Origin of the sequence: Devosia sp. 67-54, assembly GCF_001899075.1 — a bacterium.
Classification (GTDB): domain Bacteria; phylum Pseudomonadota; class Alphaproteobacteria; order Rhizobiales; family Devosiaceae; genus Devosia_A.
Genome location: NZ_MKVA01000011.1, coordinates 678,307 through 692,558, shown reverse-complemented (window position 1 = coordinate 692,558; position 14,252 = coordinate 678,307). Strand labels below are relative to the sequence as shown.

Below are 14,252 nucleotides of genomic sequence, written 5' to 3'. Positions count from 1 at the left end.
CGTCAGAACACCGGGCTTAGCGCAAGGCCGTCAGCGAGGGGGGCGCCGCCCTTGGCGAAGACGATGCGGTCGTCGATGCGCGCGAGGAGATCGCCGGGGGCGACGTGCTGCTGTGCCGCGAGGGCGCTCCTGGGATCGAGAATGTAGAGGGTACCGGGGTCGAAATCGCCGGTTTCGAGGACCTTGCGCTCGCGCGCCCGCAGGGCGGCGAGATCTTTGGCGTCGACGCGGCCGAGATAGACCGAATCGATGCCCATGTCGTGCGTCGCGGCGAAATAGCCGAGCGCCTTCCAGTCGGTGCCGGGGTTCGAGACGACCGGGATGACGCGGATGCGGCTGTAGCCAGCCGCGGCGGCGCGCTGCCAGAAGGGCGATTGCAGCGGGCTCTGCCAATGGTCGCTGACCGGCGCGAGCCGCTCGGAGAAGGTCAGGAGCGCGGGGCCCGAATCGGCCGCCTGCGCGGCGAAGGCGGCGAGCGCCAGCGGAATGGCGAAGGCGGCGCGCAGCCGCGTGCCGATGAGCACCACGGCGCCGATGGTGACCAGATAGAGCAGCGGCCAGACGAAGCGCCCGGTGGAGCGGAAGGTCGAGGCCAGGCTGTCGATCGGCCTGGGCAGCGGAACGACGAACAGCTCGCGGTCGGCGAAGGCCACGTCCTTGGACAGGGCAAAGAGCAGCAGCGCCAGCAGTGTCAGGGTCAGCGGCGCCCAGCGGCGGGTGGCGGCGGCGCGCAGCCGCAGGATGGCGCCGGAGGCGATCGACAGCGCGAGGAGCGCGAGGATGCCGATGCCAAGGAAGCTCAGCCCCTCGTAGTCGTAGCGGGTGTGCGGCAGGTCGGGCACGATCTGCGACCAGCCCTTGTAGGTGAGCAGCGGCCACAACAGGTTGAGCTTGTAGGCGCCGTAGCCATAGGTGCCGGTGGTGCCGCTGACGAAAAAGCCGGCCGCCCACAGGATCAGCAGCGCCGCCGCGAGGCCCGCGGCCAGCTCCAGCGCGGCATCGCGCCAGCGCATGCGCTGGCCGAGCAGGCGCTCGGCGCAGGCGGCGAGCCACAGCGCCATCACCATGGCCAGCAGATAGGCGTGGATGCCGGCGGTCAGCGCCACGAGCAGCGGCCAGGCCCAGCGCGGCGGCGCGTCGCGGCGCACCGAGAGCCAAAGCGCGGCGAGGATGGTCCAGTGGCTCGACAGCGCCAGGTGCATCTCGACGCGGAACATGTAGGCCGGGGTGATCAGCGCGAAGCCGGCGGCGATGAGGGCGAGGATGCGGCCGGCGCCGAGCTCGCGCGCGATGAGCCAGGCGAACAGCGCCTGCAGCGCGAAGCAGCAGAGCAGCCAGACGCCCCAATACTGCACCGGATGCGGCAGCCAGGGCGACAGCAGCTTGGCCGGCAGCGCCAGCAGCGGCAACCCGTCGACGAGGCCGATGGAATTGGCGAGCTCGAGGCCGAGCCGCGGGTTGAGGCCGGGCGGCACGCCCCATGGCGCCTGGCGGAAGAACATCCAGCCCAGCGTGTGCATGGCGCGATCGGCGAAATCGAGCCAGCCGATATTGGTGGGGATGAGGGTGGTCCAGCCGACGAGAACGAAGAAGCCGACCAGGCCGAGGGCGATTGCCGCCAGCGCGCCGGCGATGTCACGCTGCTTGTCGGACACGAATACTCCGCAGGCTTAACCCAGGCTTAAAGCAGCGTTCTATCGATCGGTTCCGCCGCAGCGGACGATTTCCGCTCAGTTGACCGGCGGCGGCGCCGCATCGGCAATGCCGAGGCGTTCGCGCAGCGAGCGCTTCTTGCCGGCGAGGTCGGCGATGGTATAGCCGTCGAGCACGTCGAAGAAGGCCCCCAGCGCCTCGCGCAAGGCGCCGCTCAGATCGCAGGCGTCGGCCAGCGGACAGAGCACGTCGCCGCCGCCGTCGAAGCACTCGGCCATGGCGAAGCTCTCCTCGGTCAGCTTGACGACGTCGAGCAGCGTGATGTCGGCGGCGGGCCGGCCCAGCCGGATACCGCCCTTGCGGCCGCGTACGGTGTCGAGCAGCCCGGCGTCGACCAGCGGCTTGATCAGCTTGAACAGGAACAGCTCGGAGATCGAATGGGCGTGAGCGATGTCGGCGATGCGGCTGAGGTTCGGCGCATTCACGGCGCAATAGACGAGCGTGCGGATGGCGTAGTTGGACTGGCGGGTGAGCCGCATGGCAATGGTCTCCGCTCAAGTCATTGAAAAGCAACGTGCTTTTTGTTGACGAGCACGGTCTAGTTTATAATTGTTCTAAGCTTTGTCAACGCGCCGCGTGTTGCGCCTACCCTTCGAGATAGGGCCGGTGCAGCGCCAGATCGGCGGCGCCGAGCCGGTCGGTGGCGGTGAAGCTCTGGTGCCAGTACGGGTAGATCAGCGGCGGCTGGCTGACCTTGTCGAGGCGCGCCACCTCCTCGGCGGTGAGCTGCAGATGCGCGGCCTTGAGGTTGTCCTCGAACTGCTCGATGCGGCGGCCGCCGATGATCACCGAAGCGACCAGCGGGCGCTGCAGCAGCCAGGCGAGCGACACCTGCGCCCCGGACACGCCATGCGCCGCGGCGACGTCGTTGATCACATCGACGATGTCCCACAGCTTGTCCCAATCGGTGATCGGCGGCTCGCGGAAGCCGCTGACCTGGCGGCCGGATTCGGGCTGCGAATTGCGGGTGTACTTGCCCGACAGCCAGCCGCCGCCGAGCGGCGACCAGATGAGCACCGACACTCCCTGGTCGAGCCCGAGCGGCACCAGCTCGTATTCGGCCTCGCGCGCCTGCAGGGTGTAGTGAATCTGCTGGCTGACGAAGCGCTGCCAATGGGCGCGGTCGGCGATGGCGAGGGCCTTCATCAGATGCCAGGCCGAATAATTGGAGCAGCCGACATAGCGGACCTTGCCCTGCTTGATCAGGGTATCGAGCGCCTCCATGGTCTCCTCGAGCGGCGTCTCGCCGTCCCATTCGTGCACCTGGTAGAGATCGATCACGTCGGTCTTCATGCGGCGCAGCGAATTCTCGCATTCGCGGATGATGTGCCAGCGGCTGAGGCCGCGATCGTTGGGGCCGGGGCCGCGCGCGAAGCGCACCTTGGTGGCGAGCAGCACGCGGTCGCGGCGGCCGTCGCTCAGCGCTTCCCCGAGGATGCTTTCGGACTTGCTGTCGGCATAGACGTTGGCGGTGTCGACGAGGTTGACGCCATGATCGAGGCAGAGGTCGATCTGGCGCTGCGCGTCACTGACGTCGGTGGCGCCCCACAGCCCGTCGCCGCCGAAGGTGGCGGTGCCGATCGACAGGGCGGAAACCTTGAGGCCGGAACGGCCGAGCAGGCGATAGTCCATGGCGCGAATCTCCCGAGGTGAGGCCCGGGGGTTCTAGCGCGTGCAGGCGAACGAGGTAAGGGCGGCGTGGCGCACCGCCGGCCGGGCGCGATGCCCGGGGCTCAGCGGAAGCGGTAGACCAGGCGGCCCTTGGTCAGATCGTAGGGCGTCATTTCGCACAGCACCTTGTCGCCGGCGAGCACGCGGATGCGGTTCTTGCGCAGCTTGCCCGCGGTGTGGGCGATGATCTCGTGGTCGTTTTCGAGCTTCACGCGGAAAGTGGCGTTGGGCAGCAATTCGGTCACGACACCGGGAAATTCGAGGACGTCTTCTTTTGCCATAGGCTCTCCGTAAGGTCCGGCAGGCGCCGGATGAACAGTGTTTCCTGCCGCCGGCCGGAGCCGGCGCATTGCATATATAGGATGCGTTCGAAAGTCGCGGGACCCTATAGGATGCCGACGGCTTTGTGAACCACGCAAGCCTCACGAAATCCGGGACTTAGGGCTGCGGCCGGAGAGCTGTCCGAAAAATCGGCCCGCCGGGCGGAACCAAGCCGCGGCCCAGGCGTTGCGGGCTGGATTTGGGGGTTTCTACGTAATGAGAGTCTTGATCGTCGAGGACGAACCGCTGATCCGGCTGGGGCTGGCGACAGCCGTCGAGGAAGCGGGCTACGAGGTGGTGGAAGCCGGCAATGCCACCGAGGCCATCCGCCGGCTCGAGGCCGATCCGCAGATCCGGCTGCTGCTCACCGATGTCGACATGCCGGGCGGAATGGATGGCATCGCGCTGGCCCACCACGTGCGCGACCGCTGGCCGCCGGTAAGGCTGATCGTGATTTCCGGCAAGATCGGGGTGCGGCCGGGGCAGCTTCCGAGCGGCGCCCGCTTCGTCAGCAAGCCCTACCAGGAGCCGGCGCTGCTGGCGATGGTCGCGGCCATGGCCGCGCCGGACGCCGAGGCGCCATGACGGGAGCGAGGCGTGGCTGACCTTGCCGACAACGCCAGCCGCGTCGCGCCGGGAGCCGACGCGCCGGTGAAACGCCGCTGGCGCGCCAGCGCAGTGGTGCTGGGGCTCGCGGGCGCCCTGGTCTTCGTGATCTTTGCAGTCTTCGCCTTCCTGTGCTGGCAGGGCTACGGCACCACGATCACTGGCGCCAAGGCCAAGGCGCAGGCGGCCGCCGACATCGTCGCCGACCAGCTGCAATGGTCGATGAGCGCCAGCCTCACGGCGCTGCGCTTCATCGCCGACCTCGGCACCGACGCGTTCGATGCGGCCAACCGCCCGAAGATCGCCGTGGCGCTCGACCGGCTGCCCTCCAACACGCATCTGGCGCTCTATGGCCCCGACGGGGCGGTGCGCGGCGATGCCGACGGCCTGCCGGACTCGATTGCCGACGAGGCATATTTCGCCGAACTGAGACAGGGGGAGAACTGGACCATCGTGCCCGCCGGCAGCGACCCGCGCTACATCCTGATCGCGCAACGGCTCAGCGGCAGCAGCTTCGAGGGCGCGGCGCTGCTGGCGTTTCCCGCGGTGCTGCTGGAGCAGTTCTGGGCGCCGCAGAACCTGGGCAAGAGCTCGGCGCTGGCGGTCAACCGCGACGACGGCAAGCTGGTGAGCCGCTATCCGGTATTGGCCGGGCCGCAGGACGTGTCCAAGACTTCGCCGTTCTGGCCCACGGTGTCGAGCACCCCGAGCGGCAGCTACACCGTGAAGTCGCCGGTAGACGGGGTGACCCGCATCGTCGGCTACCGCCACATCCGCGAACTCGGGCTGGTGGTGTTCGCCAGCATCTCGCAGGACACGGTGGTGGCGGCGCTGTGGAACAGCATTATCATCGTGTTGTGGCTGCTGGTGCCGATCGCGCTGATGCTGCTGGTGTTCGCGCTGGTGATCGCGCGCATCCTCGACAGCAGCGAGCGCACCAACCAGCGCCTGGCGGCGGCGCTGGCGCACAACGACGTGCTGTTCCGCGAGATCCACCACCGGGTGAAGAACAATCTGCAGTCAGTGGCCTCGCTGCTGCAGATGCAGCCGATCGCCCGCGAGATCAAGACCAATATGGGCCAGCGCATCGCCGCGATGTCGGCAGTGCACGAGCACATCTACCGCTCCAACAGCTTTTCGACGGTGCTGGCCAAGCCCTACATCGAGACGCTGGTCGAAAACATCCGCGCCGGCGGCGACCCCAAGGTGCGCGTGGTCGAGCAGCTCGACGCGGTGAGCGTCGACAAGGACGCGGCGACGCCGCTCGGGCTGATCCTCAACGAGGTGGTGGCCAACGCCTTCAAGCACGCTTTCCCCGACGGGCGGGAGGGCACCATCACGGTGCAGCTGGCGCGCGGCGATGACGGGCGCGGCCGGCTGGTGGTCGAGGACGACGGCGTTGGCTTCGATCCGGCGACGCCGGCCAAGGGCATCGGGCAGCGGCTGATCCGGGCGCTGACCGAGCAATTGGGCGGGCAGTCGCGCTTCGAGCCCGCCCCCGGCGGCGGCACGCGCTTCGAGCTGACGTTCCCGCTGGCCAAGGACGCAGCATAGCCGCCGGCGCCACCCTAGATCACCACGGTGATCCGCTCGCTGGCGCGGGTGACGCCGGTATAGAGCCAGCGGCGGCGGTCGTCGCGGAAGACGAAGCTTTCGTCGAACAGATAGACCTTGTCCCATTGCGACCCCTGCGCCTTGTGCACGGTGAGGCAGTAGCCGAAGGTAAATTCGTCGAAGCGGCGGCGCTCGGGCCAGCCGAGCTGGTCCTCCTCACCGGAAAAGAATGCCATGTGGGTGACGACGTGCACCGGCGCCTTGCGGCCGGAGGCGGTGGTTTCCTCCTCGGGCTCGAGGGTCAGCGAATAGCGGGCGCCGGAGCGCTTCTTGGCCTCGGAGACGTTCCAGATCTGGCCGTTGAGCAGGCGCTTTTTGGGGTTGTTCCTGAGGCAGACCAGGCGGTCGCCGACCACCGGCTCGTGCCGCGGCAGGTCGCGCAATTCGCGCAGGCGGTCATTGTAGTCCACCCGCGTCTTGTTGCGCCCCACCAGCACCTGGTCGGCGCCGGTGACCTCGTCGCGGTCCACCTCGGATTTGGGGATCACGACCGAGCCGTCGTAGCGGCCATAGTCGAGATGGCCGCCCTCGCGGATCTCCATCGACATGCGGATGATGGGGTTGTCGGCGGCCTGGCGATGGATCTCGGTCAGCATCACGTCGGGCTCGTGCGCGGTGAAATAGCCGGCGCCCTGCACCGGCGGCAATTGGAACGGATCGCCGAGCACCAGCACCTTGGTGCCGAAGCTCAACAGGTCGGTGGCCAGCGCCTCGTCGACCATCGACACCTCGTCGATGACGATGAGGTCGGCGAGCGCCGCCTCGGAGTCCGGATCGAGGGCAAAGCGCGGCTCGCCCTCCTTCTCGGAGACCAGGGTGTAGATCAGCGAATGGATGGTGGAGGCGCCGCGGCAGCCCTTCTTGCGCATGACCAGCGCCGCCTTGCCGGTGAAGGCGGCGTATTTCACCGAGCGCACGCCCTCGGCGAGATAGCGCGCCAGCGTCGACTTGCCGGTGCCGGCCCAGCCGAACAGGCGGAACACCTGCGGTCCGTTCTTGTCCTTGAGCCAGTTGGACACGGCCATCAGCGCCGCATCCTGCTGGGGCGACCAGGTGGGCATCAGCGCGCGAATATGAACTTGAACATGCCCCCGGTTTTAGGGGAAACCGCGCGGAAACAAAACAGGAACTTTAGGGTCTATGCCGGCAGGATTTCCGGCTTCACTTCCTCGAGCTCGATCAGGGTGCCGTCGAAATCCCTGGGGTGGAGGAACAGCACCGGCAGGCCGTGGGCGCCGATGCGGGGCTGACCGTCGCCGAGGATGCGGGCGCCGCCGGCGGCGAGCGTGCGGGCGGCGTGCGCCAGGTCGGGCACCTCGAAGCAGATGTGGTGCATGCCGCCGGCCGGGTGCTCGGCGAGGAATTTCGCCACCGGCGAATTGGCGCCGAGCGGCGTCATCAGCTCAAGCTTGCTGTTGTCGAGGGTGACGAACACCACGGTGACGCCGTGCTCGGGCAGGTCGCGCGGCGCCCCGACTTCGGCGCCGAGCAGGTCGCGATATTTCGCCGCCGCGGCGGCGAGGTCGGGCACGACGATGGCGACGTGGTTGAGGCGGCCGATCATCCGGAACTCCTTGCACTGCAACGGTATCAGGTGCCGCGCGGCTTGGCGCGGGTGGTGGGCGCGGCGGCGGCGGGATCGTCGGGCCAGGGATGGCGCGGATAGCGGCCGCGCATGTCCTTGGCGACGTCCGCCCAGGAGCCGCGCCAGAAGCCGGGGAGGTCGCGCGTGGTCTGGATGGGGCGGCGCGCCGGACTGAGCAGAACGAGGGTCAGCGGGATGCGGCCATGGGCGATGCTCGGATGCCGGTCGAGGCCATAGAGCTCCTGCACCCGGACCTCGATGGCGGGGCCGGATTGTGCAGCATAATCAATGGGGATACGGCTGCCCGAGGGGGCCTCGAAATGGCTCGGCAAGGCGCGGTCGAGCTCGGCGCGGAGGGCGTAGGGAAGCAGCGGATCGAGGTCGGCGGGGGCGATCTCGGACAGGGCCGTCTTGCCGTGCAATTGTGTCAGGAGATCGCGGGTTGGAATCGCGAAATCGGCGTCGAGATAGCAGGCGCGTGCCAGGAGCGTCCGCTGCGCCGCCGACCAGGGCAGGCGCTCGGCGACGTGCTCGACGAGGAGCGCCGTCGCGGCGGCCGCGTCGGGGGGCGGCACCGGATCGTCGGCGAGAACGAGCGCACCGTAGAGGCGGCGGCGGCGGGCGCGGACGGAGGCGCTCGGCTCGTCCCAGTGGAGCGTCGTTTCAGACATGATGCGGGCGGCGAACAGCGCCTCGATGTCGTCGCGGCCGAGCGCGGCAGCGGCGCGGATGCGGCCGCTGGCGGCGGCGCCGGTGACCTCGGTGACCGCGAGGAACGGCGCGCGCGCCAGCGCGTCGGTCTCCGCGAGCGCGGCGGCGCGGCCGTTGGCGAGGCGGAAGCGGCCGCGGGCGCCGGCGGCCTGCGCCACGCGGTCGGGATAGGCGCGCGCCAGCAGGCGGCCGATGCCGGCCTCGCCGCCCGGCGCGCCGCCCCAGCGGCGGGCGAGCGCGCGCGCCTCGTCGGCGCGGCGCGAGCGGTCGGCGCGGAAGCGCGACAGGCGATGCGCGAGGTCGGTGTCGTCGCCGCCAAGGCCGCGCTCGGTGAGCAGCACCGCGAGCTCGGCGGCGGTGCCCCGATCCTCGGCGGCGTGGACCATGTGGGCGAGGCGCGGATGCAGCGGCAGGCGCGCCAGCGCCCGGCCCTCGGCGGTGATGCGACCGGCCGCGTCCAGCGCCTCTAGCTTTTGCAGCAGCGCCACCGCCTCGGCCCAGGCGGGCGCCGGCGGCGGATCGAGGAAGGCCAGCGCCCCTGGGTCGGAAACGCCCCAGCTGGCGAGGTCGAGCGCCAGCCCGCTGAGGTCGGCGCTGAGGATTTCGGGCGTATCGAAAGGCACCAGCGCGCCGGTCTGGCCCTCGCTCCACAGCCGGTAGCAGATGCCCGGCGCGGTGCGGCCGGCACGGCCGCGGCGCTGGTCGGCGGCGGCGCGCGACACGCGGCGCGTCTCCAGCGCGCTGAGGCCGGTGGCCGGATCGTAGACCGGCACGCGGCGATAGCCGGAATCGACGACGATGCGGATACCCTCGATGGTGAGCGACGTCTCGGCGATGGAGGTGGCGAGCACCACCTTGCGGCGGCCGGCCGGCGCCGGGGCGATGGCGCGATCCTGCGCGGCGGCGTCGAGCTGGCCGTAGAGCGGGGCGATGTCGGTGTCGCCGCCGACGCGGCCGGCGAGGCGTTCGGCGACGCGCGCGATCTCCCCCTGCCCCGGCAGGAAGACGAGGATGGACCCTGCATCGCTGCGCAGCGCCGCGAGCACCGCCGCCGCCACCTGGTCCTCCAGCCGCTGCAGCGGATCAGGCGGCGCGTAGCGGGTCTCGACCGGGAAGACGCGGCCCTCGCTCTCGAGCACCGGAGCATCCCCCAGGAGCTTGGCGACGCGGGCGCCGTCGAGCGTGGCCGACATCACCAGCAGCCTCAGGTCGGGGCGGAGCGCGATGGCGTCGAGCGCCAGCGCCAGACCGAGATCGGCATCGAGGCTGCGCTCGTGGAATTCGTCGAAGATCACCGCGGCGACGCCGGAGAGCTCGGGGTCGTCGAGCAGCATGCGGGTGAACACGCCCTCGGTCACCACCTCGATGCGCGTGCGCGGGCCCACCCGCGTGTCGAGGCGGACGCGATAGCCGACGGTGTCGCCCACCGCCTCGCCCAGCGATTGCGCCATGAAACGCGCTGCGGCGCGGGCCGCCAGCCGGCGCGGCTCCAGCATGACGATCCTGCCATGGGGTCGTTCGGGCGAGGGCTCTTTTTCCTGCTCTGGACCGAGCGATCGCAAACGCGATCGTTCGGCCAACCGCTCTGCTTCCTGCTCTGGACCGAGCGACCCGGAGACGGGTCGCTCGGCCAACCGCGGGAGCGCCGCCAGCAGGGCCAGCGGCACGCGCGTGGTCTTGCCGGCGCCCGGCGGGGCGACCAGCACCGCCCGCGGGTGGGCGGCAAGGGCGGCGAGCAGAGCGGGCAGGATGGCGTCGATGGGCAGCGGCATTGACGCTGTCTTGGCCGCAATCGCCGGCCGGCGCAAGCGGCGGCAACTTCCGGGCCGGCTGGGGCGTTAGGCGGCAAGACCAGGAGATGTCCATGTTGTTCCGGCCCGCCCGGGATCGGGCGCGGCGGAGCGAGGCGCCGTGCGTCGCGGCCCGCTCGACCACGCCATGACCAGCCGCCCCGAAACGCTGATGCTGCCGCCCGGCGCCAGCATGCCCAACAGCCGGCTGCCGGTGCTGATCTACCGCGGGGCGCACGCCGGCGACGGGTTCGACGCGCTGTTCGAGCGCAATGGCTGGACCGGCCTGTGGCACGACGGCATCTACGATTTCGACCACTACCATTCGAATGCGCACGAGGTGCTGGGGATCGCCCGCGGCAGCGCCACGCTGCGCCTCGGCGGCGAAGACGGCCGGGCGATCGAGGTGCGCGCCGGCGACGTGCTGGTGCTGCCGGCCGGCACCGGCCATCGCAACCTTGGAAGCAGCGACGATTTCGAGGTGGTCGGCGCCTATCCGCCCGGGCAGGTGCAGTACGACATCTGCCGCGAGCGCAGCCCCGAGGCCGAGCTGCGGATCAGCAAGGTCCCCCTGCCCCCGGCCGACCCGGTGCACGGCGTGGACGGGCCACTGCTGGAGCTGTGGCGGTAACTGGATCGGCGTTCCATGTCGGGGGAGAAGGTGGCGCGTTGCGGCAGCACCGCTCGGAGGAAGTATCGCACCCCTCACCCGCTTGCTAGGCTCGCTGCGCTCGCCAAGCGCGCGACCTCTCCCCTGAAGGGGCGAGGTGAGGCTGACTGCGAGATGGAGGAAGACCGAAGGGCTGCAGTCGGATCCTCCCCTACGGCGCAGCCGGGGGGAGCTAGCACGCGTTAGCGCAGCTTCGGAGCGACAGCGACGTAGCGGAGCTGGGTGAGGGGTGCGGCGGTGAACCTTGCGCGTTGCGGCAGCACCGCTCGAAACGAGAGATCGCACCCCTCACCCGGCTTCTAGGCTCGCTCTGCTCGCCAAGGCGCCGACCCCGGATCAAGTCCGGGGCAGGCTCTCTCCCCTGAAGGGGCGAGGTGAGGCTGGGGGAAACGCCAGTGGTGCAAGCCGAACTGGCGTTCCAGGGCGTCGCAGTGGGGCTCCTTCCCCCGCGAGCGGGAGAGGAGTCCCGACTGCTGGCGCTTATTGCAAATGCGGGCGGCGCAGATAGCTGGTGCGGTCGGCGGATTTGACGCGCACCCAGGTGTCGCGGCCGTCGCGCACGATGCGCATGGCGACTTCGGCGCCGGCCGGGCCGCTGCCCCAGACCTTGCGGTAGAAATCGGCGAGGCCGGAGATCTGCTGGTCGCGGATGTCGGAGATGATGTCGCCGCGCTTGAGCCCGGCCTTGTCGGCGGGGGAATTGTCGGAGACGTTCATCACCACCACGTCGCCGTCGCTCTCGGCGGTGAACACGCCGAGCCACGGGCGCGGCGGGCGGTCGACGGCACCGCGGGTCACCAGATCGTCGAGGATGGGCGGCAACAGGTCGATGGGCACCACCATGTTGATGTCGGCGACGGCGCCGTTCTGGATCATCTGCAGGCGCAGCGAGCCGATGCCGAGCAGCTTGCCGTCGGCGCCCAGCATGCCGGCGCCGCCCCAGGAGGGATGCGCCGGGGCGATGAAGATCGCCTCGTCGAGCAGATATTCCCAATAGCCGGCGAATTCCTGCTTGGCGACGATCGAGGCGCGCACCGCATTGCCGGTGCCGTCGGCAAAGGTCACGGCGTCGCCGAGGCGCGTGGCGCCGGCCTTGCCGAGCGGCAGCGCCGGCAGGCCGAGCGGCCCCAGCGCCTGGATGAGGCCGAAGCCGGTCTCCTGGTCGTAGGCGAGCGCGTGGCCGGCGACGACGCGGCCATCCTGCAGGGTCAGCCACACCTCCTCGGCCTCGGTGATGAGATAGCCGATGGTGAGCACCAGCCCCTTTTCGGAGATGACGACGCCGCTGCCCTCGCGGCGCGTGCCGAGGCCGGACGCGGTGAAGGCATCCTCGGGAATATGGGTGCGCACGGCGACGATGGACTTGATGGCGGTGTCGATGTCCATGGGCGTTGCCTTTCGGTGAAAGGGACGCCGCGGCCGGCAGCGGCCGCAGGCGATGTCACCTCACAACATATGAGGCGGGAGGGGAGGCAACAAGGCTGGCGCTGCTGCACATTCTCCCGGGGTCATTGCCGCAAGAGCGGGAACCTCCGTTGGCAGCGGGAGCGGGGCACTCGGGATCTGGCCGGGCGTCGCCCGGCTCGTCGCCGCGCTGCCGACTGCGTGTCCGGCAAACGGAGGTTCCCGCTTTCGCGGGAATGACCCGGTGGGTGGGGACGATCTATCGGTTCGCGCGCTGCTACCCGCAACGTGCAAGGTGCGCCATCGCACCCCTCACCCAGCTTCGCTACGTCGCTTCGCTCCGAGCTGCGCTACCCTCTCCCCTGAGGGGCGAGGGGACCGACCGAGGGAGTTGTTTGGGTTCAGTCCTTGGCGCGTTCGACGTAGGAGGCGTCTTCGGTCATGACCACGACGCGGGTGCCGACGCCGATGTGGGGCGGCACCATGGTCTTGACGCCGTTCGACAGGATGGCGGTCTTGAACGAGGAGGAGGCGGTCTGGCCCTTCACCACCGGTTCGGTCTCGGCGATCTCGAGGGTGACGCGCTGCGGCAGCTCGATCGAGAGGGCATTGCCCTCGAAGGTCTTCATGAACACCTTCATGCCGTCCTGCAGGAACGCCTTCTGGTCGCCGATCACGTCTTCGCGCACGGCGATCTGCTCGTAGGTGGTGGGCTCCATGAAATGGTAGCCCTCGGCGTCGTTGTAGAGATACTGGTATTCGCGCTCGTCGACGTCGGCCTTCTCCACCATTTCGGTGGTGCGCCAGCGCTCGGAGACCTTCACGCCGTCGGTGATGCGGCGCATGTCGACCTGGGTCACCGAGGCGCCCTTGCCCGGATGGATGTTTTCGGCCGTCAGCACGACATAGAGCTTGCCGTCCTGATCGACGACCTGGCCCTTGCGCAGCGACGAGGCAATGACTTTGACCATTTTTCTTCCTTGTTCGGATGGGGGCGGCGGCCTACAGAGCGGCGGCGCGAAACGCAATTTCGGGCGCCAACTATCCTAATTTCCGGCAGGAATCAAACTTGGCCGAGACCACGCCCTGGTGGAGCCCCGCGCGCCACGCCGACCGGCGGCCGGTCCTTCTGGCCCGCAACCGCATCGAAGCGGCGATCCGCGCCTATTTCGCGCGGCACGATTTCGTGCTGGTCGACCCGCCGGGACTGCAGCGCTCGCCGGGCAACGAGGCGCATCTGCACGCCTTTTCGACCGAACTGATCGACGAGGCGGGGCGGGCCGAGACGCGGTACCTGCACACTTCGCCGGAATTTTCGATGAAGAAGCTGCTGGCGGCGGGCGAGCGGCGCATCGCCAGCATCGGCCACGTCTGGCGCAACCGCGAGCGCACCGGCACGCACCATCCGGAGTTCACCATGCTCGAATGGTACCGGGCGGGCGAGCCCTATGCCGCGGTGATGGACGACTGCCTCGAGATGATCCGCCTCGCGGCGCGGGTGACGGGGGCGGCGGAGCTGCGCGGCAAGGGCAGGACGGCCGATCCGTTCGCGGCGGCGGAGCGGCTGAGCGTGGCGGACGCCTTCGCGCGCCACGCCGGCATCGACCTGCTGGCGACGATCGGGGCGGACGGACGGCCCGACGCCGCGGCGCTGGCGAGCGAGCTGCGGCGCGCCGGGCTGGCGGTGCCGGCGGAGCACACCTGGTCGTACCTGTTCACGCGCGTGCTGGTCGAGCGGGTGGAGCCCGAGCTCGGCATGGGGCGGGTCACCATCCTCGACCGCTATCCGGCGTGCGAGGCGGCGCTGGCGCGGCGCTGCGCCGACGATCCGCGGGTGGCGGAGCGGTTCGAGATCTATGCCTGCGGCGTCGAGCTCAGCAACGGCTTCGGCGAATTGATCGACCCCGAAATGCAGCGGCGCAACCTGACGGCCGAGATGGACGAAAAGCAGCGGCTCTATGGCGAGCGCTATCCGCTCGACGAGGAGTTTCTCGCGGCGCTGGCGCTGATGCCGGAGGCGAGCGGGGTGGCGCTGGGCTTCGACCGGCTGGTGATGCTGGCGACGGGCGCGCCGCGCATCGACGACGTGGTGTGGGTGCCGGTGGGGTAGAGGCTTTTTACGCTCTGGACCGAGCGATCGCAAACGCGCTCGCTCGGCCAACCGCTG

13 protein-coding genes are annotated in these 14,252 nt (G+C 69.6%); 4 read left to right on the top strand and 9 right to left on the bottom strand.

Features of this window, described 5'->3' with window-relative positions; all coding sequences use genetic code 11:
• Positions 1–2: 2 nt before the first annotated feature.
• From BGO82_RS20200 to infA, 4 genes are all read right to left on the bottom strand, one after another.
• Positions 3–1,655: a DUF6311 domain-containing protein gene (locus BGO82_RS20200; protein ID WP_291307420.1), complete on the bottom strand. Its 1,653-nt coding sequence runs from the start codon at positions 1,653–1,655 to the stop codon at positions 3–5.
• A 75-nt stretch (positions 1,656–1,730) separates the two neighbouring features.
• Complete coding sequence (gene rirA, locus BGO82_RS20195; protein ID WP_291307419.1) at positions 1,731–2,192, bottom strand: iron-responsive transcriptional regulator RirA; 462 nt, start codon at positions 2,190–2,192, stop codon at positions 1,731–1,733.
• 106 nt (positions 2,193–2,298) lie between these two features.
• Positions 2,299–3,345, bottom strand: coding sequence for an aldo/keto reductase (locus BGO82_RS20190; protein ID WP_291307418.1), 1,047 nt, complete (start codon positions 3,343–3,345; stop codon positions 2,299–2,301).
• A gap of 101 nt (positions 3,346–3,446) precedes the next feature.
• The gene (gene infA, locus BGO82_RS20185) at positions 3,447–3,665 is read right to left on the bottom strand and encodes a translation initiation factor IF-1 (protein ID WP_291307417.1); all 219 of its coding nucleotides are present in this window, start codon (positions 3,663–3,665) and stop codon (positions 3,447–3,449) included.
• A gap of 256 nt (positions 3,666–3,921) precedes the next feature.
• Here infA and BGO82_RS20180 point away from each other — a divergent pair, with 256 nt between their 5' ends.
• Together BGO82_RS20180 and BGO82_RS20175 are read left to right on the top strand one after the other, a co-directional pair.
• Positions 3,922–4,290: a response regulator gene (locus tag BGO82_RS20180; protein WP_291307416.1), complete on the top strand. Its 369-nt coding sequence runs from the start codon at positions 3,922–3,924 to the stop codon at positions 4,288–4,290.
• Positions 4,291–4,302: 12 nt separating this feature from the next.
• Positions 4,303–5,865, top strand: a complete 1,563-nt coding sequence (locus BGO82_RS20175; protein WP_291307415.1) for a histidine kinase dimerization/phosphoacceptor domain -containing protein — start codon at positions 4,303–4,305, stop codon at positions 5,863–5,865.
• A 14-nt stretch (positions 5,866–5,879) separates the two neighbouring features.
• Here the strand turns inward: BGO82_RS20175 and BGO82_RS20170 are convergent, their stop codons facing one another.
• The 3 genes from BGO82_RS20170 to hrpB all read right to left on the bottom strand — a co-directional run bounded on the left by BGO82_RS20170 (position 5,880) and on the right by hrpB (position 9,993).
• Positions 5,880–6,986, bottom strand: coding sequence for an AAA family ATPase (locus BGO82_RS20170; protein ID WP_291307414.1), 1,107 nt, complete (start codon positions 6,984–6,986; stop codon positions 5,880–5,882).
• A gap of 77 nt (positions 6,987–7,063) precedes the next feature.
• A complete protein-coding gene (gene mce / locus BGO82_RS20165) occupies positions 7,064–7,489 on the bottom strand; it encodes a methylmalonyl-CoA epimerase (protein ID WP_291307413.1) in 426 nt (141 codons plus the stop codon).
• A gap of 26 nt (positions 7,490–7,515) precedes the next feature.
• Entirely contained in the window at positions 7,516–9,993 is a 2,478-nt protein-coding gene (hrpB, locus tag BGO82_RS20160; RefSeq protein WP_291307412.1) for an ATP-dependent helicase HrpB, read from the bottom strand.
• Between the two features lie 190 nt (positions 9,994–10,183).
• Between hrpB and BGO82_RS20155 the strand changes: the two genes are divergently transcribed.
• Entirely contained in the window at positions 10,184–10,642 is a 459-nt protein-coding gene (locus tag BGO82_RS20155) for a cupin domain-containing protein (protein WP_291307587.1), read from the top strand.
• Positions 10,643–11,161: 519 nt separating this feature from the next.
• Here the strand turns inward: BGO82_RS20155 and BGO82_RS20150 are convergent.
• Complete coding sequence (locus tag BGO82_RS20150) at positions 11,162–12,067, bottom strand: S1C family serine protease (protein WP_291307411.1); 906 nt, start codon at positions 12,065–12,067, stop codon at positions 11,162–11,164.
• A gap of 419 nt (positions 12,068–12,486) precedes the next feature.
• Positions 12,487–13,056, bottom strand: a complete 570-nt coding sequence (efp, locus tag BGO82_RS20145; protein ID WP_291307410.1) for an elongation factor P — start codon at positions 13,054–13,056, stop codon at positions 12,487–12,489.
• Positions 13,057–13,154: 98 nt separating this feature from the next.
• On the opposite strand from efp, the gene epmA reads away from it, so the two are divergent.
• A complete protein-coding gene (gene epmA, locus BGO82_RS20140) occupies positions 13,155–14,195 on the top strand; it encodes an EF-P lysine aminoacylase EpmA (protein ID WP_291307409.1) in 1,041 nt (346 codons plus the stop codon).
• Positions 14,196–14,252 lie beyond the last annotated feature (57 nt).